General features: G+C 46.1%; 24 protein-coding genes and 1 riboswitch. Of the genes, 22 read left to right on the top strand and 2 right to left on the bottom strand.

The features are described 5' to 3' along the window. Positions 1-572 precede the first annotated feature (572 nt). Positions 573-680: riboswitch (TPP riboswitch) on the top strand. Between the two features lie 283 nt (positions 681-963). The 10 genes from thiE (at position 964) to fliB (ending at position 10,450) form a co-directional block, all read left to right on the top strand. Then, complete coding sequence (gene thiE / locus V2546_RS03110) at positions 964-1,599, top strand: thiamine phosphate synthase (protein ID WP_329751545.1); 636 nt, start codon at positions 964-966, stop codon at positions 1,597-1,599. A gap of 417 nt (positions 1,600-2,016) precedes the next feature. Next, the gene (gene thiD / locus V2546_RS03105; protein WP_329751624.1) at positions 2,017-2,826 is read left to right on the top strand and encodes a bifunctional hydroxymethylpyrimidine kinase/phosphomethylpyrimidine kinase; all 810 of its coding nucleotides are present in this window, start codon (positions 2,017-2,019) and stop codon (positions 2,824-2,826) included. Further along, entirely contained in the window at positions 2,823-3,485 is a 663-nt protein-coding gene (gene tenA, locus V2546_RS03100) for a thiaminase II (RefSeq protein ID WP_329751544.1), read from the top strand. The genes thiD and tenA overlap by 4 nt, the downstream gene beginning before the upstream one ends. 1 nt (position 3,486) lies before the next feature. After that, entirely contained in the window at positions 3,487-4,239 is a 753-nt protein-coding gene (locus V2546_RS03095; protein ID WP_117515649.1) for an ABC transporter ATP-binding protein, read from the top strand. Between the two features lie 68 nt (positions 4,240-4,307). After that, entirely contained in the window at positions 4,308-5,048 is a 741-nt protein-coding gene (locus tag V2546_RS03090) for an ABC transporter permease (protein ID WP_117485407.1), read from the top strand. A gap of 73 nt (positions 5,049-5,121) precedes the next feature. Beyond that, entirely contained in the window at positions 5,122-6,201 is a 1,080-nt protein-coding gene (locus V2546_RS03085) for an ABC transporter substrate-binding protein (protein ID WP_329751543.1), read from the top strand. 475 nt (positions 6,202-6,676) lie between these two features. Continuing rightward, complete coding sequence (locus V2546_RS03080; protein WP_329751542.1) at positions 6,677-7,897, top strand: hypothetical protein; 1,221 nt, start codon at positions 6,677-6,679, stop codon at positions 7,895-7,897. 54 nt (positions 7,898-7,951) lie between these two features. Then, a complete protein-coding gene (locus V2546_RS03075) occupies positions 7,952-8,488 on the top strand; it encodes a methylated-DNA--[protein]-cysteine S-methyltransferase (protein ID WP_329751541.1) in 537 nt (178 codons plus the stop codon). Between the two features lie 197 nt (positions 8,489-8,685). Then, positions 8,686-9,201 carry a hypothetical protein gene (locus tag V2546_RS03070; protein WP_117552521.1) on the top strand — a complete coding sequence of 172 codons (516 nt, stop codon included), beginning with the start codon at positions 8,686-8,688 and terminating at the stop codon, positions 9,199-9,201. A gap of 73 nt (positions 9,202-9,274) precedes the next feature. Next, positions 9,275-10,450 carry a flagellin lysine-N-methylase gene (gene fliB / locus V2546_RS03065; protein ID WP_329751540.1) on the top strand — a complete coding sequence of 392 codons (1,176 nt, stop codon included), beginning with the start codon at positions 9,275-9,277 and terminating at the stop codon, positions 10,448-10,450. Between the two features lie 383 nt (positions 10,451-10,833). Here the strand turns inward: fliB and V2546_RS03060 are convergent, their stop codons facing one another. Then, positions 10,834-11,235: a MerR family transcriptional regulator gene (locus V2546_RS03060; protein ID WP_118529572.1), complete on the bottom strand. Its 402-nt coding sequence runs from the start codon at positions 11,233-11,235 to the stop codon at positions 10,834-10,836. Between the two features lie 186 nt (positions 11,236-11,421). Here V2546_RS03060 and V2546_RS03055 point away from each other — a divergent pair, with 186 nt between their 5' ends. The 7 genes from V2546_RS03055 to V2546_RS03025 all read left to right on the top strand — a co-directional run bounded on the left by V2546_RS03055 (position 11,422) and on the right by V2546_RS03025 (position 15,568). Beyond that, complete coding sequence (locus V2546_RS03055) at positions 11,422-12,219, top strand: aldo/keto reductase (protein WP_486463551.1); 798 nt, start codon at positions 11,422-11,424, stop codon at positions 12,217-12,219. Positions 12,220-12,322: 103 nt separating this feature from the next. Continuing rightward, a complete protein-coding gene (locus V2546_RS03050) occupies positions 12,323-12,793 on the top strand; it encodes a hypothetical protein (protein WP_329751539.1) in 471 nt (156 codons plus the stop codon). Between the two features lie 96 nt (positions 12,794-12,889). Then, the gene (locus V2546_RS03045; protein WP_329751538.1) at positions 12,890-13,132 is read left to right on the top strand and encodes a hypothetical protein; all 243 of its coding nucleotides are present in this window, start codon (positions 12,890-12,892) and stop codon (positions 13,130-13,132) included. Positions 13,133-13,296: 164 nt separating this feature from the next. Then, positions 13,297-13,755 (top strand): hypothetical protein, encoded by a 459-nt coding sequence (locus V2546_RS03040; protein WP_329751537.1) that lies wholly within the window; start codon positions 13,297-13,299, stop codon positions 13,753-13,755. Further along, the gene (locus tag V2546_RS03035; RefSeq protein ID WP_329751536.1) at positions 13,736-14,146 is read left to right on the top strand and encodes a hypothetical protein; all 411 of its coding nucleotides are present in this window, start codon (positions 13,736-13,738) and stop codon (positions 14,144-14,146) included. The genes V2546_RS03040 and V2546_RS03035 overlap by 20 nt, the downstream gene beginning before the upstream one ends. A gap of 46 nt (positions 14,147-14,192) precedes the next feature. Next, entirely contained in the window at positions 14,193-14,990 is a 798-nt protein-coding gene (locus V2546_RS03030; RefSeq protein WP_117504723.1) for a hypothetical protein, read from the top strand. 233 nt (positions 14,991-15,223) lie between these two features. Next, on the top strand, positions 15,224-15,568 hold the full coding sequence (locus tag V2546_RS03025; RefSeq protein ID WP_329751535.1) for a hypothetical protein: 345 nt from the start codon (positions 15,224-15,226) through the stop codon (positions 15,566-15,568). Between the two features lie 823 nt (positions 15,569-16,391). Here the strand turns inward: V2546_RS03025 and V2546_RS03020 are convergent. Then, positions 16,392-17,018: a sugar O-acetyltransferase gene (locus V2546_RS03020; protein ID WP_118529578.1), complete on the bottom strand. Its 627-nt coding sequence runs from the start codon at positions 17,016-17,018 to the stop codon at positions 16,392-16,394. Between the two features lie 313 nt (positions 17,019-17,331). Between V2546_RS03020 and V2546_RS03015 the strand changes: the two genes are divergently transcribed. The 5 genes from V2546_RS03015 (at position 17,332) to V2546_RS02995 (ending at position 20,189) form a co-directional block, all read left to right on the top strand. Continuing rightward, positions 17,332-17,952, top strand: a complete 621-nt coding sequence (locus V2546_RS03015) for a TetR/AcrR family transcriptional regulator (protein ID WP_329751534.1) — start codon at positions 17,332-17,334, stop codon at positions 17,950-17,952. After that, the gene (locus V2546_RS03010; RefSeq protein WP_118297797.1) at positions 17,949-18,134 is read left to right on the top strand and encodes a cysteine-rich KTR domain-containing protein; all 186 of its coding nucleotides are present in this window, start codon (positions 17,949-17,951) and stop codon (positions 18,132-18,134) included. The genes V2546_RS03015 and V2546_RS03010 overlap by 4 nt, the downstream gene beginning before the upstream one ends. 257 nt (positions 18,135-18,391) lie before the next feature. After that, positions 18,392-18,904 carry a hypothetical protein gene (locus V2546_RS03005; RefSeq protein WP_329751533.1) on the top strand — a complete coding sequence of 171 codons (513 nt, stop codon included), beginning with the start codon at positions 18,392-18,394 and terminating at the stop codon, positions 18,902-18,904. A 163-nt stretch (positions 18,905-19,067) separates the two neighbouring features. Beyond that, on the top strand, positions 19,068-19,286 hold the full coding sequence (locus V2546_RS03000) for a hypothetical protein (RefSeq protein ID WP_118297799.1): 219 nt from the start codon (positions 19,068-19,070) through the stop codon (positions 19,284-19,286). Positions 19,287-19,550: 264 nt separating this feature from the next. Next, positions 19,551-20,189: a DUF4317 family protein gene (locus tag V2546_RS02995; protein ID WP_329751532.1), complete on the top strand. Its 639-nt coding sequence runs from the start codon at positions 19,551-19,553 to the stop codon at positions 20,187-20,189. Positions 20,190-20,289: the final 100 nt, after the last annotated feature.

The raw sequence follows: 20,289 nt of genomic DNA, 5'->3' as shown, positions 1-20,289 counted from the left end.
GAAATACGGTGAAATAGTTTCAATATCCGCTAATGGTCAGGACACTGTGAGAGCGTGATCGTTCCGAATAAGAAATAGAACGCGTTCAGCTGCCATGAATCCGGAAGAGACAGGCGGATAAAGAAAAAGGCATGCTTTCTGCAGCATGCCGTAAAAATGACTTTCAGGCAGAATGCTGACAAGCCGCGGACATGGATCCGCGGCATGGGACGGTCGATCCTTTCTGGGATCCTCTCAGCCCGGAACACGGGCTCCCTCGCAATCTGGTCTTCGTCATCAAATAATTGAATTGACCGCAGCACCAGGGCGCTCCCCCTCATGCTGCATTCCGTTAACCGATTTGGATTGTAGCACAGGAGATGGAAAAAGGCAAGAGAGGAAATTTATGAAAGGTCCGCCGGGAAAAAGCGATGGGCGGGGAACACAAGGCTGTAAGCAGGCTGCACGGAATACATGAAAAATATCGATGGATCCATGCAAAATCCGCAGTCTTAAAATCATGTACGAAACCAGGTGCAAACTTGACTTTTCCGCACAGAAAGTATATAGTAAATCTTGTCAGAAAAAAGAAAATAAACAGACCGGGGAGCCTGACGGATCAGGCTGAGAGTTGGCTGCATCGCCAAGACCCGTATACCTGATTTGGATCATGCCAACGTAGGAAGCTGCTGAAGAGAAAGAGTAGAAGTGGAGATACCTGCGGGTGTCTCCTTTTTTTACGCGAACAACGAGCCAAAGTCCGCGCTTGCGCGAGACCTTGGCGACTGTCGCGATAACAAGGGGAAACTCGCGAAGCGTGTTTTCACTTGTTATTACAGGAAATTCCGGGGAATTCCCTGTTACACAAAAGGTACTGACGTGCCAATGCTGTGCACTCGCGCGAAGATGTAGATCGTCGCAAGCGGCCGCGCGAGGAGCGGGAATGTGCGAGGCGCGTTTCATGTATTGTAGGAGGTAGAAGATATGAACTGCAGACCGGAAGATATGCTGCTCTACGCGGTGACGGACCGCGCGTGGTTAAATGGTGAGACTCTGGAGAGCCAGGTGGAAAAGGCTTTAAAGGGCGGCGCGACCTTTGTTCAGCTCAGGGAAAAAGAGCTGGATGAGGAGATGTTTTTAGAAGAGGCGAAGAAGATCAAAAAGCTCTGTGCCGAATATCATGTTCCCTTTGTGATTAACGACAACGTGGATATCGCCCTCAAGGTGGACGCGGACGGCGTTCATGTGGGACAGAGCGATATGGAAGCGGGAAAAGTGAGAGAAAAGCTGGGACCGGATAAGATCATCGGTGTTTCCTGTAAGACGGTGGAACAGGCGCTTCTTGCGAAAAAGCACGGGGCAGATTACCTCGGCGTCGGAGCAATGTATCCGACAGGAACAAAAAAGGACGCCACAGCGGTGACACCGGAGGTACTCTCTGAGATCTGTCAGGCGGTGGATATTCCGGTGGTAGCCATCGGCGGGATCAATAAGAACCGCCTGGAGCCCATCAAGGGAACCGGTGTGGATGGCGTTGCGGTCGTCAGCGCGATCTTCGCGGCAGAGGATATTGAGAAGGCGACGAGGGAACTGAAAGAGGCGGTAAGAGAAATCTTATAAGACTTAGAAGAGTTTTCAATGATATGTCGATATATGATGTAAAATCTAAACAATTTGTAACTAATCAGTACCTTCATAGTTACACGCAAAAATCCATTCCAGATCAGCTTCGCTGATGGGATTTTTGCCTCCTATCCTATGTTGTCTTACGGTCAGCTGAGCAAGTGCGCAGACCTACTGAACAGTTACAATAATTTCAAAAAATATAATTTTTTAAACATTATGTTCAAACACGCCAATAAGCCAGAAGAAAAATACTACTTGCCTGAAAATATGAATTCTAAATTCACAGAGCAGCAATTTTCCCTCTGGGTTTTGGAATAGATCAAGCGGAAAACATTTCCGCGGCGGCACATTGGGGGCACCACCTTGCGTCGCCTAATAAAAAGTTATTGATGCCTGAAAGGAGTTTTTATGATGAAGACAGCATTAACGATCGCTGGAAGCGATTCCAGCGGAGGCGCCGGCATCCAGGCCGACTTAAAGACGATGATCGCAAACGGAGTATACGGAATGAGCGCGATCACAGCACTGACGGCCCAGAACACGACCGGCGTCCAGGGGATTTTCGAGGTAACACCGGAATTCCTGGAACAGGAGATCGACAGCGTATTTACGGACATCCGTCCGGACGCGGTAAAGATCGGAATGGTTTCTTCTGCGGGACTGATCAAGTCCATCGCAAAGAAGCTTCATGAACACAAAGCAGAAAATATCGTTGTGGACCCGGTCATGGTGGCGACAAGCGGATCAAAGCTGATCAGCGACGATGCCATCGGCACATTAAAAGAATACCTGTTTCCGATGGCGGCGGTCCTGACCCCGAATATCCCGGAGACAGAGGTTTTATCGGGGATGGAAGTAAAGTCCGCCGAGGACATGATCGCGGCGGCAAAACAGATCAGTGAGACCTATCACTGCGCGGTCCTCTGTAAGGGCGGTCATCAGTTGAATGATGCCAACGACCTGTTATACCGCGACGGCAGCTGCCGCTGGTTCAACGGTAAGCGTATCGACAACCCGAACACCCACGGAACCGGCTGCACCTTATCGAGCGCCATCGCCTCCAATCTGGCGAAGGGTTATGACCTCGATACGGCGGTGGAACGCGCAAAGGCTTACATCTCCGGAGCTCTGGCAGCCATGCTGGATCTCGGACATGGATCCGGACCGATGGACCATGGATTTGATTTTCGCGGAAAAGGATTTGCGGAGGAACAGGCATGACGATGACAGAACGCCTTTTAGAGGCAACAAAGGAGATCTGGGACGGCTATAACGAAACGCCTTTTGTAAAGGGAATCGCGGACGGCAGTCTGGATCATGAAAAATTTAAATATTATATGATACAGGATTATCTGTATCTTCTTGACTATACAAAGGTATTTTCCATCGGCACGGCGAAGGCGAAAAACCTCGACGCTATGCGCCTGTTCGCGGGTTATATCCATTCGATCCTGGACGGTGAGATGGATATCCACCGCGCATACATGACGAGACTTGGAATCGCGAAGGAGGAGGCGGAGCAGACACCGGTCGCTCTTGATAATTTGTCCTATACCTCTTATATGCTTCGTGTCGCTTACGAGGAAGGAGAGGCGGAGGTCATGGCGGCGATCCTTTCCTGCGCGTTGAGCTATGAGTTTATCGCGAAGAAGATCCTTGCGGAGTATCCGGCTGCAGATAAGCATGAGTTCTATGGGGAATGGGTCAGCGGATATGCGTCCGATTCCTACCACGAGGACAATGAGGTGCTGGCAGACCTGATGAACCGCCTGACGGAGGACTATTCCGAAATGCGGAAACAGCATCTCGTGGACATCTTTACAGCATGCTCCCGCTACGAGGCGGCATTCTGGGATATGGCATGGGAAATGAGGCAGTAGGATGCTGAAATTTGACAATGTAAGCTTTCAATATGATGTGGAAGATTTCTCTATCATTGACCACCTTTCCTTCGATGTACAGGACGGGGAATTCGTGTCCGTCATCGGCGCTTCCGGCTGTGGTAAGAGTACGATCTTCCGGCTTGTGAACAAGCTTCTTCTGCCGGCTTCCGGCGAGATCCTGGTGGACGGAGAGTCCATTGAGAAGAAGAGAAACTACTGTGGATACATGCCGCAGCAGGATCTTTTATTTCCATGGCGGACCGTGAGGGAGAATCTCCTGCTGCCGATGGAGATCCGGGGCGGATATTCGAAAACGGAGATGAGAGAGAAAGCGGACGCGGCGCTGGAATCGGTTGGTCTTAAGGACTGGGGTGACAAGATGCCGAAGGAGCTTTCCGGCGGCATGCGCCAGAGAGCGGCGTTTGCGAGAACGGTGCTCACGGGTTCCGACCTTCTGCTTCTCGATGAGCCATTTTCAGCCCTCGATTACCTGACAAGAATCTCCATGCGGGAATGGCTTTTAGAGCAGTGGGAGAGGGAGAAAAAGACAGTCCTTTTTATCACGCACGATGTGGAGGAAGCGGTCTTTTTGTCCAGCCGGATCCTGGTTGTAGAGGAATCACCGATCACCCATCTGCGGTCCATTGATGTTCCGGCAGAATATCCGAGATCCAGGGACGAGCTTCGGAAACCGGAGATACTGTCCCTGAAGGAGGAGTTGATCGGTATGCTGAGGAAGGAGACGTCATGAGTAAGAAGATGAAGAAGGATCATGCGCGGGTTCCTTCCGGGGCTTCGCACGGACAGACCCATAATTTTCTGAGTACGAATCTTCCGGCGGCGATTCTGGTGGCAGCTCTGCTGATCTTCTGGCAGGCGGCGGCTATGGGAATCGACGCGGCGTATATCCTGCCGTCACCGACCCAGGTGGTGGTACGGCTCTGGGAGCTTAGAGGTCCGTTATTTAAGGCACACCTTCCGGCAACGATGTCGGTGGTGGGGATCGGACTTCTGATCTCCATTATTCTTGGCCTTGGTCTGGCCGTTCTGATGGATGCCAGCGAGACAGCGGAAAAGGCACTTTATCCGCTTATCATCGCGTCCCAGACGATCCCGACGACAGCTCTGGCGCCGCTTTTTGTGCTCTGGTTCGGATATACGATCTGGAGCAAGGTGCTTGTGACGGTACTGATCACGTTTTTCCCGATCACGATCACGGTATTCGACGGATTTAAGTCGGTGAAGACGGAGATGGAAGAGCTCTTGTTTACCTTTGGCGCGGATAAACGCCAAATTTTTATGAAGTTAAAGGTTCCGGCTGTCCTGCCCTGTTTTTTCTCAGCGATCAAGATGGCGGTTCCGTTATCGATCATCGGAGCGGCCATCGGTGAATGGCTGGGAGCTCAGAGCGGACTTGGATACTTCAGCAGGAGGATGATGACACAGCTTGATGGAGCCGGAGTGTTCGCACCGATCTTATTGTTATCGGTGGCAGCGATGGCGGCTGTCTGGGTGGTCACACTGCTTGAAAAACGGATCATTCACTGGAGAAATGAGTAGAAAACACAACATGAAATTCTGGCTGACCAGTGAAAGAGCAGGACAAATTATTTTGATAACGAAAGGAAATGACATGAAAAAAGGAATGAGAATCGCTGCAGCGGTGATGGCTGCGGCTTTCAGTATGACAGTACTTGCAGGATGCGGTAAGAGTGAGACAAAGACAGCGGAGACGACGGCAGCGGCTTCAGCGGACAACAGCAGCGCGGCAGAGACAGCGGCTGCTTCTGAGGAGAAAAAGGATCTCCGTGAGGTCAACGTGGTATTGGACTGGTATCCGAACGCGATCCACACCTTTATCTACACCGCCATCGAGCGCGGATATTATGCGGAAGAGGGGCTTGATGTGAAGGTCCGCTTCCCGGCGAATGCGAATGATGCTCTGGCACTTGTCGCTGCCGGCAAGGCGGAGATCGGAATGTATTATCAGCAGGATGTGATCCAGGCGGTTGCAAATCAGGGAACGAAGATCAAGTCCATCGGCGCGATCGTGCAGTCTCCGTTGAGCATTGTACTTTCTTTAAAGGATAAGAATATTACAAGCCCGTCTGATCTTGTCGGAAAGACAGTTGGATACGGCGGAACAGCTCTCAGTGAGTCTATTGTGAAGACCATGATGGAGTATGTGGGCGCGGATGCGTCAGATGTAAATCTGATCGACGTTGGATTTGACCTGATGAGCTCTATGACTACCGGCAACGTGGATGCCACTATCGGCTGTCTTGTGAACCATGAGGTTCCGCAGCTGGAGGAAGAGGGCTTTGATGTCAATTATTTCATGGCAAACGGATATGGCATTCCGAATTATTATGAGGAAGTGTTCCTCGCAAATAATGAGATGATCGAGAGTGAGCCGGAGGTCTTAAAGGGCTTTTTACGTGCATCTGCAAAGGGCTTTGAGGACTTTAAGAAGGATCCGGACGGCTGCCTCGCGATCCTCATGAACAACCAGAATGAGGAGAATTTCCCGCTGACACAGAGCGTTGAGGAGAAATCCTGTGAGACTCTGCTGCCGCTTATGGAGACGGAGGATGTTCCGTTCCTGACACAGACGGAGGAGTGCTGGCAGGAGAACATTGACTGGATGTTTGAGAGTGGACTGATCGATCAGAAGGTTGAGGTTTCTGATGTGATGGTGGACCTCGGGGAGTAGGTTCCTTGGGGAAATCTTATAGGAATTGAGAAATACCGGGATGGCGGGGAGACTGCTGTTCCGGTATTTTTGTTGGTTTGAGTCAGGAAAAGAGAGGTTGAGTCAACTTGGCGGAAGTACGCGCAGGTCAGCTTCCGGCTCCTGGTGCTGTCGATTTCCAGGCGGTTCCTCTATGCTTGCAGAAAAATGCTAAGGGCGGAGAGAATGGGACGCAACTCGCTTCGCTCAGACAAGCGCCCCATTTCCTCCAACGCATTTTCCTGCGAGCCAAGAGGAAGCCAGGCCTGTAAATCAGGCACCCGGTTCCGGAGGCTGACCTGCGCTGGGGATTGAAGATTTAAGTATAGATCTGGATGATGTATATAGTTGTTACTGTGGAAAAGAACGCTTGTTCATATGAAAGATATGTATTATAATTGAGGTTAGATAACGTTTTTTCGAAGAAAAAAGAGATGTCTGGATGGAGGAAATGAACATGGCGGAACAGATGAAGAAGGAGAGGGCAAGACGGCTGTTTTTGATCGCTTTCGTCCTGTTTACGTTTGCGAACGGATTTGGCGGCAGTATTATCTCGAACTATTTTAAGGGCGTGTATCAGGTGGACTCGGTGCAGAGGGGGCTTTTGGAGATCCCGAGGGAGCTGCCGGGAGTTGTGGGAGTGTTTGTGATCACGGCGCTGTCGGGATGTGGAAATCTGACGTTAGCGATGATCAGTTTCTGCCTGTACGCGGTGGGAATGTTTGTCCTTGGTCTTTTATCTCCGGGATATCTCTTAATGCAGCTGTTTGTGTTTACCTATTCTCTCGGGGATCATATTGTCATGCCGGTCCGGGATGCGATCGCGATGGATCTCGCGGATGAGGGGAAGACGGGAACCTTTCTCGGAAAATACCGGGGATATGCGACGATGGGGTCCATGGCGGCATCATTGCTTGTATTTATCGGGTTCCGGTACGGGGCGTTCTGGTTCCGGGCGGACAGATCGATCGTTCCGTCGTTCTGCGTGTCACTTGTAGTCGTTGCGGCGGCGTTATTCTTCCTGTGGAGACTGAGAAGAGAGGCTCCGGCCCTTGATGTGCGAAAGCATGATGAGAAGAAAAAAGGACTGCCGCTTAAGAAGAAATACATTCCTTATTATATCGTTACGGGAGTTTATGGTTTCCAGAAACGGATGCGTCTGGTGTTTGCACCGTGGATCATTATCGAGCTCCTTGCGATGGGGGCAGATACGGTGGCGCTTCTTGGAATCGCGGCGCATTTTGGCAGCAGTATGATTGCTCCGCAGATCGGAAAATTTCTCGACCGGTATGGTGTGAAAAAGGGACTTGTTCTGGAGAGCGTGACGATCGGGGCGATCTTTCTGTATGCGGCCTGGGCGGTCCACGGGATCACGTCCGGTGTGTTTACAGGAAGAGTGGAGCAGATCTTTGCGTTCACGGCATATATTTTTATTATGATCGCAGATCATTTTAACGCGGTCCATGTGATGTTAATGAAAAAACTCAGCGACTCTCCGGCGGACGTGATGGAGAACCTGTCGTTTGGACTCAGTGTGGATCATGTGCTGGCCGTGACGGTCTCCGGGCTTTTAGGAGCTGTCTGGAAGTTTGTCGGTCCGGAGTGGGTGTTTGTATTGGGAGCAGCGGTCTGCCTGGTGCATTTCGGGGTGGCTGTGTGGCTTGGAAAGAGAGCATGATAAAGAAGACACAAAATAGCTGGCGGATATGATAAATTTAAGGAGGAACAGAATATGATTTTTGTATCGCACTATGATTCACCGCTTGGAATCCTTTATCTGGCGGCGGATGAAGAAGCGTTAAAGGGAGTCTGGTTTGAGGGGCAGAAATATTTTGCTTCCGGGTTAAAAGAGAACGGGACAGAGGAGAAGGAAACTCCTGTCTTGAAGAGGACGAGAGAGTGGCTGGATCTTTATTTCGCAGGGAAAGATCCGGAGTTTCTTCCACCGCTGGCGCCGGACGGATCAGAATTCCGGAAAGAGGTCTGGAAGCTCCTGCTTACGATCCCGTACGGGAAGACGATGACTTACGGAGAAATCGGCAGAAAAATTGCTGAGATGACAGGAAAAAAGCACATGTCCGCTCAGGCCGTCGGAGGCGCGGTCGGCCACAATCCGATCTCGATCCTGGTTCCATGCCACCGGGTGGTCGGAACAAACGGGAGCCTTACCGGGTATGCGGGCGGAATTGAGAAGAAGATCGGGCTTTTGAAACTGGAACAGACAGACATGTCCGGGATGTTTGTGCCGAAGAGAGGGACGGCGCTGTAGTTGAGAAGTGCTGGATGTTCACGTGTATGGTTTCGTCTTCTGAGCTGTGAGCAAAATATACAGTTACTGTTTGCGCAAGGCGCGAACAGTAACATACGAAATGACGGGTGTAGTGTAGAAATGTGAAAATTTTGCATTACACTTGTTTTTTATGATATTATGGTAGCGGAAGAATTTAGATTGCGTTGAGGTGCGGCATGAAAATACAGAAAAAATGGCTCTATATACTGCTGGCTGCAGCAGGTGTGATTGGTGTGGTCACAATTCTCTTTTTTTCAGGTGAAAAATGGCTGCGTGATGGCTGGTATTATATCCCTGACAGGGCGATCGCCATTGCACTTGGGCTCTGCGTGTTCTGGCAGATCGTGCTGACAGCGGGGACATTTTTTTTGCTGGCGTGGAACAGAAAGAAATTCGACGGCTGGATGAGAAGAATTATCAGGATACCGGTGATCGTGGCGGCGGTTTTTCTGTTCCTGTTTTTTGCATGGAACTGGTTTCTTTACAGTCTTGGATTTGAGCAGAAAGTGGAACAGTATGATGAACACATTGCCCTGTATGTAACGAATACATTTGTGAGAACGAGATTTCGGTATCCGCATTATATGTATGAGGAAAACTGGCTGTTTATGAGGAGTCTGAGTGATGAAGAACAGCAGGAAGCTGTTTTAAAATACGGAGATCCGGATGATTATTACAGGGAATATCATTAACGGCAGATGCAGATATGCGCCGGAAGAAAAGCTGCAGTTGGAGAGTTATGTGATTCAGAAAGGAAAATAAACGATGCGATATTTGAAACCACATTTTTACGATAAATTTGTCTGTACGGCCGGAGACTGCCTGGATACCTGCTGTGCGGGATGGCAGATTATGATCGATGAGGATTCTCTTAAGAAGTATAAAAATGTGCAGGGGGAGTTTGGAAAACGCCTGCATGGGTCGGTCAACTGGGAAGAGGAGTGCTTCTGTCAGAATGAACGGCGGTGCGCATTTTTGAATGATGAGAATCTGTGTGATCTCTATAAGGCACTGGGACCGGACGCGCTCTGCGATACCTGCCGCCTTTATCCGAGACATACGGAGGAATTTGAAGGACTCAGGGAATTATCCCTGTCCCTTTCCTGCCCTGAGGCGGCGAAGATCATTCTTTCCTGCAAGGAGCCGGTCCGGTTCCTTGAGGAGGAGACGGACGAGGAGGATGATTTTGACGAGTTTGATTTTATGATGTTTTCGAGACTGGAAGACACCAGAGATGTTCTCTTCTCTGTTTTACAGGATCGAAATCTGCCGCTGACACTGCGTATGGCAGCGTGCGAGCAGCTGGCGGAGAGATACCAGATCTGTATGGAGGAAGGAAGAGAGTTTGAGATCGATGATCTGCTTCAGGAATGCGAACGCCATCACAGGGAGGGAACCTTGCGGGAGTTTATATCGGAAAGTCTCTCAGAAAAGGGCGTGGATGCGGCATCTTTTCATCAGTGGGAGTGGCAGAAGGAAGAACTTCAGGTGCTTTATGGCCTGGAACGTCTGCGCCCGGAGTGGGATCAGGTGCTTGACGAGGCGGAAAAGCGGCTGTATCAGGGAAGCAAAGAGGAATATTTTAAGATCTGTGAGGAATTTCACCGGATGTATGGGTCGCTGAGCAGCCATAAAGAAGAGTGGGAAAATCTGGGCGAACAGCTTTTAATGTTCTTTGTCTATACATATTTCTGCGGGGCAGTCTATGACGATATGGTCTGCTCCAAGCTGGAACTGGCTCTGTTCTCAGTCCGATGGATTCAGGAATTTCTGATCGTCCGGTGGCTGGAAAACGGGAAGAAGCTGTCCATGCAGGATGTGGAGGAGCTCTCCTGGCGGTACGCGAGGGAGATCGAGCATTCCGATGATAACCTGAATGCGCTGGAGGACTGGCTGTTTGGGATGTATGCGCCGGAAGGATGTATGTTGGAGGATGAATAGAGATGATTTCATCCGGTCTTTTCGTGTGATCGGAGCCGGACATATCGCTGCATTTTGATCTGGTTCTGAATGATTTTGTTTTTGGGGGATTTCAATATTAAGGAAACGAGTTTGCTTTCTTTATACATTTTTTGCAAGAGGTACGCGCCAATGAGTCTCCGGGCGCAGACGCTTAGTGGGATTCCGGAAGGGTTCCTCTAAGCTTGCAGAAAAATGCTAAGGACGGAGAACAGGGAACACAACTCGCTGACGCTCAGACAAGTGTTCCCTGTCTTCCAACGCATTTTCCTGCGAGCCAAGAGGAAGCCAGCTCCCGGGATTCAGGCGCGCCTGTGCCCGGTGACTCATCGGCGCTGGGAATTGACTGAGCTGAAAGCGAGGGGTTATTCTCTTAATTCAGGCAGTAAATTACTATAATACTTCATTTCCCCAGACAAGACTTTATCATAGAAGCTCTGCTTCCAGTCAATAAATGCGACAGCCTGCTGCAATTTTTCGATAGACTGAAGCAGAGCTTCTCTTTTATTTTGCAGAATAATTTTTCGCGTTGGAATAGACTTTTCTCCTTCAAGGCAAAGTGCGAGATACTCTTTCATTTCAGCAATGCTCATACCGCAATTTTTCAGGCAGTTTAAACTCTGGATCCATTTAATATCGTGATTATCAAACATCCGGTAATTTCTTTTATCCCTTTTTACATTGGGAACAAGTCCTTCGTTGCAATAAAATTTCAAATTTTCGTAGGTCATATCGGTTAATTTGCAGGCCTCTTTCATGGAATACATAACATTCTCCTAAAAACATAAAATTAAATTCAAAATGCTGAATTTAACAGCTTGGATCTCAAAAAGTCCTTGACCGGTAGCAGCTACCGGCTGGTAGGATTATAGCATGATGAAAAAAATGAATCAACAGGCAGGGGGAGAACAAATGGAATATATCAGGTTACGAAAGATGAGTGTGAACGATGCGTGCGGGATGCATTGGAAGTGGGATATCGCAGCATTGATACTGCCCAGAGTTATTTTAATGAAGAGAAAGTTGGGAAGGCTATTGAAAAGTCAGAAATTGACAGAAAAGAAATATTTTTAACCTCCAAGGTATGGATCGAACATTTCAGATATGAAGAGTGTAAAAAATCTGTGCTGGAATCTGTGGAAAAACTGCGTACAGATTATCTGGATCTGCTGCTGCTGCATCAGCCGTTTGGTGATACTTACGGCGCGTGGCGTGCTTTGGAAGAATTGTACAAAGAAGGAAAATTCCATGCAATCGGTATCTCCAACCATTATACAGACCGCATGGTAGAATTTGCAAACTTCACAAATATTAAGCCGATGGTAAATCAGATGGAAACGCATCCCCTTAACCAGCAGAAAACATTAAAAGAATGGGCAGACAAATATGATATCCGGCTGGAAGCGTGGGCACCATTTGGCGAAGGAAGAAACGGTCTTTTTGAGAATGAAGTCCTGAAAGCGATTGGACAGAAATATGGAAAAACAACAGCTCAGGTAATGCTCCGCTGGCATATCCAAAGAGGTGTGATCGTAATTCCGAAGTCTGTACATAAAGAACGTATGATTGAAAACTTTAATGTATTTGACTTTGCGCTTGATGAGAATGATATGAACCAGATTTCACAGATGGATACTGCCACAAGTGCTTTTTTCTCACATCAGGATCCGGCAATGGTGGAGTGGTTTGTAAAAATGGTTGAGGAGCGCAAATCGCAGCATGACAGCAGCAAAGAAAAAAAGAACTGGTAAAGCAGCTTATGAGGTGAGTACGCACTTTTTTACTGCTATTGTCACCGGAAACTGCCGGTGGCAAACTCAGTTGGAAGGAAAAGAAATTAGGTGGGGACAAAGAATGAAAGGCCGTGTTGCAAAATATTATCTGACAGACGGAAGAAGACATACAGATTCAGAAGGTTATAAGACAAGCGTGGCATTTGAAAAATACCTTGCAGACTGCGGTCTTCAGGTGGCGACTGACAGAGACTTTGGAATTACAGCTCTGCGGTGGGCAGGAATGAAGGCGGGAATTGGAATCATACGAAAAAACAATTTCTTTTATACCGAGAAAGGGTCTTATCAGTATCTGGAGGCTTTTTTAATTGATGAGCCGCCTCAGTACATTGTGGAGAATCAGATCAGACCATGCGCTGAGAAATGTAACCTGTGCATACGATCCTGTCCGACAGAATCATTGGAAGCGCCGTACATGATGTGCAGAAACACCTGCGTTTCCTGCCTGACAACATGGGATGGCTGGGATCTAAGGACGGAACCGCTGCAGAACAAATTCGAAAAATGGATCTACGGCTGCGATGCCTGCTAGGATGCATGGCCCCATAATAGAAAAGCATGGAAAGATACAGAAGAATTCCCAGAACTCGAAGCGTGGAGCAGCCATTTTACGGATACAGAGATCGTTTTGGCGGAATACAGCTGGCTGCGATCCGTCGTGCAGCCCAAACTCTGGTATATTCCGCAGGGGAAAGAGTGGCGGTATAAAACGAATGCGCTGAACGCGATGTTAAATAACTATGATCCGAAATACCTTCCGGTTATTAAAAAAGTATGTCAGGATGAATATCGTGAGGTTCGTGATATGGCGGAGTGGGTGCTTGAAGAGATTGAAAGGAAAGGTATCGGTGAATCGGAAAATGGGCAGTGATGTTGCATATAGAACATAAAATTACAGATAATTAACTAAAATATAAATAATATATTACAAATTATGAAGATATACGGAGGTATATTGAAAAAAACAGCAATTGAAATATAATTTAAATAAGAGAAAAGCGCAAAGTGGACTGCCCCCCGGAGAGGAGGATATCAATGAAAAGACGCGAAAAAATTATGTTGGCAATATTTGCTGTTGATCTGTTCCTTTTACTGTTTTACAATCAGGTCCGCGAGGATGTGCGGACTAATTTTACCTATAAGAAAATCTTATTCTGGTGGTTCTATTTTTATCCTATTGCTTATTTTATGGGAGGATATTTCCTAAGTTATTTTATCCTCGTAAAAAGTAAAATTGTTCTTGATAAGAAAGTGCAGAGAATGCTGATAGTTTTAATTACTGCTGTCGCAGGGGTGTATGTACTTGCAACGGGAGCGATGATCGTGCATCAATTTCATCCATTTGTGCCATATTCGCTTGGCACAACATTCGAGTATGCCTTTTTTACGATATATCCCAAACATGTATATATATTTTCGATAGTTGGTTTCCTGACAGCCGTATGTTTATTCAGTCACCCGGAGGGGAGGCAGTATGAGCAAGAAGAAAATTAAAATAAGATATATCATTTTTGTTCTGATCATCATAGGCATAGTAGTTTTTGTTGGAAAAATAACTAAGCTTGATGATTTAAACGCAGAAAAAGTCACCGAGATCATACTCGTATCCCCACCTTATAAAAAGAGAATAACAGACCGGCAGGAGATCGAAGAATTTACGAGTCTGTTTAATGAAAGAAAAAAGAAACCTGTATTTTCAATCATCAACTCATCTGGCTGGAGCAAAAGAGCCATTATAACAACGGAAACATATCAATATGATATTATTTTTTGCGGGGAAAACATCACAGTGAACAGGCAAAAATATGTCATGGATGAATCGATCGATTCTGAACTGGAACAGTTTTATCGGTCCCTGAATGAGACAGAGGAAAAATATAATTAACAAAGCCCCGTTAAGATGAATGCCCCCGGATAAGGAGGTCACTATTATGGATAAATCAATAAAAACATGGAGAGTTTTTCTTTTTGGGATGTGCTGTATCTTGGTGAGCCTGTATATAAAAAAAATTTTACTCTCATTAGAAATAATAAAAGGTGATTTTTTATCCAATAGTATTGTTGGGGTTGCGGTGATCTGGTTCATAGCCGGTATTTTTCGCCTATACCATTTAAAGCGAACATATCCTGAACTTAAAACAGTCTTATCGAAAGATAAATGGTGCATAGCAGAATCTATTCTTATTTTCATTCTAGCAGTGGGATTAACATTAACTGGTGTAGGAGCGCACAATACCCAGATGTTATCTGAAATATTTCAAAGAGATGAAGATGAGAATATCACAGAATCTATAGTAAACACAGAGTATGGTTCTATAGAGGATTTTTCAGCAAACAACAGCATGGATATTTTTGTGCTTAATTTTAACAAGGAAAGCAATTTAGATAATGGATCGTTCAGCGCAGTAGATAAAACTGTTTCTGTGGCAAAGAGCTATACGGCAGTAACATATGAATGTGAGATAGATAGCGATAGATTTCAGGTAAAGTTGGCAACATATGATTCGGACAATGGCGAAGAACAACTGAACGCTGTAATAAAAAGCAATCCGGACATATTCACGAAAAAAGATATTGGAGGGAATTCCACATATTATTGCCCGGGATCAAAATATGACTGGTCGGACTGTTATGCAATGGTAGTAGATCATAAATTACTCGTGGTTAATATAGAAAAAGAATATGATCAATACATTGAATGGGTGTTAGGGCATATCACATTACAGTAATAAAGAAAGTAATTACTTTTTGTAATATTACAAGGAGCTAGTTTATGCAGATTATATTTCTGCCTGGTGATGAACCATTTTCGCAGTATCCTAATCATTATGTCGTTACTTCTAGTCTTGAAAACGTGATACTCACCATTTAAAGAATGGAGATGATCCTGATTAAAAAGATACGCATAATTGCATTAATATCTATTCTGTGCCTACTGATAGTTTATTTGCTTTGGAATAACATGAGTTTAAAAGGAAATTGGCTTGATGATTCTGATACCGTTTCCATTGAATGGTATGATTATAAAGGAATCTATCACAACCAGATTTTGACAGAAGAAAGAAGCGGACTTACTCAATTAATAAAGGATATAACCCCAAAGAAAATATACATAACTCCGCAATCACGTTCAGGAGAACAAAGTTATAATATTGACTATTCTGGCAAGCGAAGTGTTCGTTATACTGTAAAAAGTTCAGGTTTAATTATTATTTTGAATAATGAATTTCCATTTCAACATTCGGTCTGGAAAATAGGAGATTACGCGGTAATTATTCAATACATAAATAGTATGGTTGATAGATGAGCAAAGAAGAAAAAACGCATCACCATAAAAGCTGTTTGATCGTGATATGAATGGAGAACCTGTACACTGGTACACAAAATCAAAGGGAAATGGAGGGGACAAAATGAAAAAACATTGTATACTATGGACGGTAGTAATAACTCTTATTGTTTCCTGGTTTTTATTTTTTCCATGGAGTAAACAAGTATTTGAGGATGGCGGGACTATTGTCTATTCCAGTTTCACATACAAAATTTATATATGGAACTCAATAGGAGGAAAAAACACGACTGAGATATATTATTTCCCATTTAATTTTAAGTATAGAAGTGGGATATTAGATAAATGATCAAAAGTTAATGACAGCACTTTGATTATTGTTTATGAGTCTAACAACGCACATTTTAACTGTCGAAAGTCCAGAACACGGTTGATCATAGATGGATCTTGAACTGGAGCGGTTTTATCGATTATTGAATGAAACTTTGGTAAAGAGAGGATACATCGGCAAAATTTATGGAGGTGAGGACTATGAGGAAAATAAAAGAGATCCTTTTTTCTGAGAATGGCATGAAGGTGGTTAATACTCTGTTCTTTTTGGCGATGTTTTTTTATATGAGCGGCCTGTTGTTTGTCGCTTATATTGTCTGGATCTGTTATCTTGTGTTTTGCATTAGAAATACGGAATCCAGGGGAAGCAAGGTGGTTTATTCGGTGTTTGTTGGACTTGCAGTGGTTATGATCGGAGTGAGTCTGTATGGTTTGATACGAGGATGATAGATCATCCGGATTTCCTTTTGAACTTCCTGCCCTTCATGATCTTGTTACAGACTTTTTCATAGGCTCACTTGTTCTGCGCACATATCATCTCCCATGCTTCCTCATCGATCTCCTCCTCATGGAACAGTTTTCTTCTGTCGGTCTCGGTGATCCTGCGAATGACGCGACAGGGATTGCCGGCAGCGATCGACCAGTCAGGAATATCTTTTGTGACAACACTTCCGGAGCCGATCACAACGTTATTTCCGATGTGGACGCCTGGACACACGACGGTATTTCCGCCCAGCCAGACATTGTCCCCGATGGTAACTTCTTTCCCGTATTCGAACCCGGAATTGCGGGTATCCGGATGGATCGGATGTCCGGCTGTATAGATCGCAACATTCGGAGCCATCTGGCAGTTGTCACCGATTTTTACTTTTGCGACATCCAGGATCGTACAGTTGTAATTGGCATAAAAATTTTTCCCGACTTCAATATGGGAGCCGTAATCGCAGTAAAAAGGCGGATTGATCCAGGCATTTTCGGATTTCCCTAAAAGTTCTTTTACTGTCTCCGAAATCCCATCAAAATCGGAGCGGTCTGCAAAGTTAAGCTTTTGCAGGATCTTTCTGCATTTTGCCATTTCCTCCATGACACTCTGATCTGCGATGTACGCGATCTGCATGTCTCTTCTACGTTTCATGTCCATGTTTTGTTTTCCTTTCTACGCATATATAAATAAACGTTTTCATTGATTTTCATATCAGGATCTTCCATAATGATATAATAATCTCATAAGTATGACAATACCGGGTCATGGAAAGCTCGAAATAAAAGAATAAATAAAATGCGATATTTCGGAATCTATTTCCAGAGCCAAATTTGTTTTCGCACAAAGAAAGCACTATCGCTGCTGCAGTTTGAGGGGAGTGAAAAATAAAATGAAAACCTCTTGACAAGTAACCGATTGGTTACTATAATACAAAGTAACCGAACGGTTACAAAAAACAAGGAGTCGGGTCATGGCTGGAGAGACGAAAGAACGAATTTTGGAGGCTGCCCTTGAGCTGTTCGCGCAGAGCGGATATTCGGGGACTTCCATGAATGATATCGCAAAGCAGCTGGGAATTACAAAGGGAGCTTTGTATAAGCACTACACGGGAAAACAGGAGATCCTGGACAGGATCGTGGAGCGGATGAATCAGATGGATTATGAGCGGGCGGAAGAGTACGAGATGCCGGAGACGGAGCCGGATGGTTTCGCGGAGGCGTATCTTCACACGCCGATCGGGATGATCCGTTCATATAGCATGGCGCAGTTTGCCCACTGGACGGAGGAACCGTTCGCGTCTAATTTCAGGAAGATGCTGACGCTGGAACAGTATCGCGATCCGAAACTTGAAAAGCTGTATCATGATTATCTGGCGACCGGGCCAGCGGAGTATATGGCGGCGGTGTTTCGGAAGATGACGGACAGCGATGCGTCTGCCATGCAGCTTGCCCTGGAGTTTTATGGTCCGATGTTTCTGCTCTACAGCGTTTATGACGGCGCAGAGGAAAAAAGTGCAGTTTCCGGATTGCTGAGCGAACATATCGACCGTTTTATCAGGCGGATGGAAGCAGAGAGGATGGATGTAAAATGACAGAATATACAGGGCGGGAAAGATTCTGGATCCGATGTCCGGTGTGTGGGGCAAAAACACGTCTGCAGCTGCTTTGGGAGACGGAACTCAGGGCGTTTCCGTTGTTCTGCCCGAAATGTAAAAGCGAAACATTGATCGATGCAAAAAATTATATGATCCAGGTTCAGGTTGAGCGCAAGTGAGACCTGATGTGTGATCCGGTTCAGTATAAGCTGACAAAATATTATGCCCCACCACATGGAAGAAGTGGTAGCCCAATTGGAACAAGAGAAAGAGCCAGACGCTAAGACGCAGTGCTGATCGAGAAATCGATCCCGCATTGTGTCTTTTTTTACGCGAACAACGAGACAAAGTCCGCGCTTGCGCGAGACCTTGGCGGTTGTCGCGATAAGAAGGGGAAACTCGCGAAGCATGTTTTTATTTGTTGGAGGAGAATCATATGGAGGCGATCATTTATACTACGAATACCGGCAGTGCAGAGCAATATGCCAAGATCCTGGCGCAGGGAACAGGACTTCCTGCATATTCAATGAAAGAGGCACAAAAAAAGATCCGACCAGGTGCAGACGTGATCTGCCTGGGCTGGATCATGGCAGGTACCATAAAAGGATATTCAGCGGCTGTCAGGCATTATCAGGTGCAGGCTGTCTGTGCCGTCGGAATGGGACGTACGGGAACGCAGACGGATGCTGTCCGGAAAAAGAACTGCATTCCAGGGGAGTGCCCGCTTTTTACCATACAGGGAAATTTTGATGTGAATAAGCTTCATGGGATGTACCGCATGATGATGGAGCTCATGATACGGACTGCGGGGAAAGCACTTGCGGGTAAGAAGGACTGCACAGCGGAGGAAGACGATATGTTGGATATGATGCTCTGCGGTGGTGAACGTGTACGGCGGGAAAATCTGATGGAAGTGTTGGAATGGTATCACTTACAAGAACACATTTGATCTTTGAGCGAAGCGGAGAGAGGTGATATTCCGCAGGCTGCAAGTGGATTGCCATAATTGATAATAATGATAATTATTACTGATTTTAACTTGATAATGTCGCGGCAATATGGTATAATCACACCAGTTCAGAAAATAATATTGAAGAAAGGAAGTTATCAATATGCAGTATGCAATTGCGCATTTAGATCAGGACGGAAAGGCCGATTGTGACCAGAATCCGTATATCTCCGTAGATTTTGAGAATAATCTGGAGTCATGTCTTGAGGCAGCGAATATGATGGAAGACGAAGGATATCAGGAAGTGACACCGTTTATCCTGGAAGATGAAGGAAAGAGCGGCACATATACCTGGGAGTATGTGAGAATTCACACGATCTAAGAGATGGTAAGACAAAGGAAGATCCGACAGCGAATCATAACAATGATCCCCGCTGGCGGATCTTTTTGCGTTTTCCGTGCTTAAGCTATTGTGACCAGAGAACTTTATGGGCAGAGAAGAAAAAACATAGAAAAGCTTGACGAACATATGTTCTGATTATATAATAGGAGTATCGATCAGGAGAGAAATAAGTCGGAATAAAAATTTCGGAATACAGGAATAACAGAAAACAGGAATGGAAAAAAGAGAGGGCGGAGAAAATATATGGGTACGATCAACCGTGATGACATGCTGGAACTTACGAGGAGAATGACGTTAAAAAGAAACTGCTTTGACCGGATCGCCGGTGCGTATCTGGATAAAGATGGATTTGTGGACGGGACCTTTAATAAAAATTTCCGTCAGCTTTCCCTGCCGGATCAGCAAAAGAACCTTGATATCGCGAAGGTGATCCCGTTTTCTGAGACGAATGTTGCGTTAAAGGAGTATGTTTTTGACCCGGAGGAGAAGAAGCCGGGGAGTGTATGGCAGCTGCTCTGTGCGCTTCGGGAGTGTGAGTTAAAGAATGATGCACTGCTGGATATTTTTTATGAGATGTTTGGGGAAAAGTATCAGGCGTCCGGGGATTATGCGGTATATTTCTTTCATGGGAACTATGATGTGCCGAGAAAGGCAAAGGATAAGGAGAGTCTATGGGAATCGGAGGAAGTTTACCGTTTCCTGATCTGTGCGGTATGTCCGGTGAGAGGGGATTATGAGCCTGGAATGCCGGTCTGCGGATTTATGTTTCCTGCGTTTAAAGACCGTGGACCTGATAATGGGCGGATCCAGGTATTTGAGGCGGATCCGGCGCGGCCGCACAGGGATTTTTTGCGGGTCCTTCTTCCTGTGAGTGCAAAATAAAAGAAGACGGAGAGGAATACTTCTACGAAGAGTTTGGTGGCTTAAAATAACAGGAATGCGCAGAAACTCTGAATAAGATTGTAGAAAAAACAATGGGAGG

Source organism: Clostridium sp. CM74B_53 (assembly GCF_036318045.1).
Taxonomy (GTDB): domain Bacteria; phylum Bacillota; class Clostridia; order Lachnospirales; family Lachnospiraceae; genus Pilosibacter.
Note: the sequence above shows the minus strand (reverse complement) of the source record. Positions and strands in the feature narration are given on the sequence as shown.

Coding starts and splice junctions, on each gene's coding strand:
- thiE (WP_329751545.1), top strand. CDS start 964: ATGAACTGCAGACCGGAAGATATGCTGCTCTACGCGGTGACGGACCGC.
- thiD (WP_329751624.1), top strand. CDS start 2,017: ATGAAGACAGCATTAACGATCGCTGGAAGCGATTCCAGCGGAGGCGCC.
- tenA (WP_329751544.1), top strand. CDS start 2,823: ATGACGATGACAGAACGCCTTTTAGAGGCAACAAAGGAGATCTGGGAC.
- V2546_RS03095 (WP_117515649.1), top strand. CDS start 3,487: ATGCTGAAATTTGACAATGTAAGCTTTCAATATGATGTGGAAGATTTC.
- V2546_RS03085 (WP_329751543.1), top strand. CDS start 5,122: ATGAAAAAAGGAATGAGAATCGCTGCAGCGGTGATGGCTGCGGCTTTC.
- V2546_RS03080 (WP_329751542.1), top strand. CDS start 6,677: ATGGCGGAACAGATGAAGAAGGAGAGGGCAAGACGGCTGTTTTTGATC.
- V2546_RS03075 (WP_329751541.1), top strand. CDS start 7,952: ATGATTTTTGTATCGCACTATGATTCACCGCTTGGAATCCTTTATCTG.
- V2546_RS03070 (WP_117552521.1), top strand. CDS start 8,686: ATGAAAATACAGAAAAAATGGCTCTATATACTGCTGGCTGCAGCAGGT.
- fliB (WP_329751540.1), top strand. CDS start 9,275: ATGCGATATTTGAAACCACATTTTTACGATAAATTTGTCTGTACGGCC.
- V2546_RS03060 (WP_118529572.1), bottom strand. CDS start 11,235: ATGTATTCCATGAAAGAGGCCTGCAAATTAACCGATATGACCTACGAA.
- V2546_RS03050 (WP_329751539.1), top strand. CDS start 12,323: ATGAAAGGCCGTGTTGCAAAATATTATCTGACAGACGGAAGAAGACAT.
- V2546_RS03040 (WP_329751537.1), top strand. CDS start 13,297: ATGAAAAGACGCGAAAAAATTATGTTGGCAATATTTGCTGTTGATCTG.
- V2546_RS03035 (WP_329751536.1), top strand. CDS start 13,736: ATGAGCAAGAAGAAAATTAAAATAAGATATATCATTTTTGTTCTGATC.
- V2546_RS03030 (WP_117504723.1), top strand. CDS start 14,193: ATGGATAAATCAATAAAAACATGGAGAGTTTTTCTTTTTGGGATGTGC.
- V2546_RS03025 (WP_329751535.1), top strand. CDS start 15,224: ATGAGTTTAAAAGGAAATTGGCTTGATGATTCTGATACCGTTTCCATT.
- V2546_RS03020 (WP_118529578.1), bottom strand. CDS start 17,018: ATGGACATGAAACGTAGAAGAGACATGCAGATCGCGTACATCGCAGAT.
- V2546_RS03015 (WP_329751534.1), top strand. CDS start 17,332: ATGGCTGGAGAGACGAAAGAACGAATTTTGGAGGCTGCCCTTGAGCTG.
- V2546_RS03010 (WP_118297797.1), top strand. CDS start 17,949: ATGACAGAATATACAGGGCGGGAAAGATTCTGGATCCGATGTCCGGTG.
- V2546_RS03005 (WP_329751533.1), top strand. CDS start 18,392: ATGGAGGCGATCATTTATACTACGAATACCGGCAGTGCAGAGCAATAT.
- V2546_RS03000 (WP_118297799.1), top strand. CDS start 19,068: ATGCAGTATGCAATTGCGCATTTAGATCAGGACGGAAAGGCCGATTGT.
- V2546_RS02995 (WP_329751532.1), top strand. CDS start 19,551: ATGGGTACGATCAACCGTGATGACATGCTGGAACTTACGAGGAGAATG.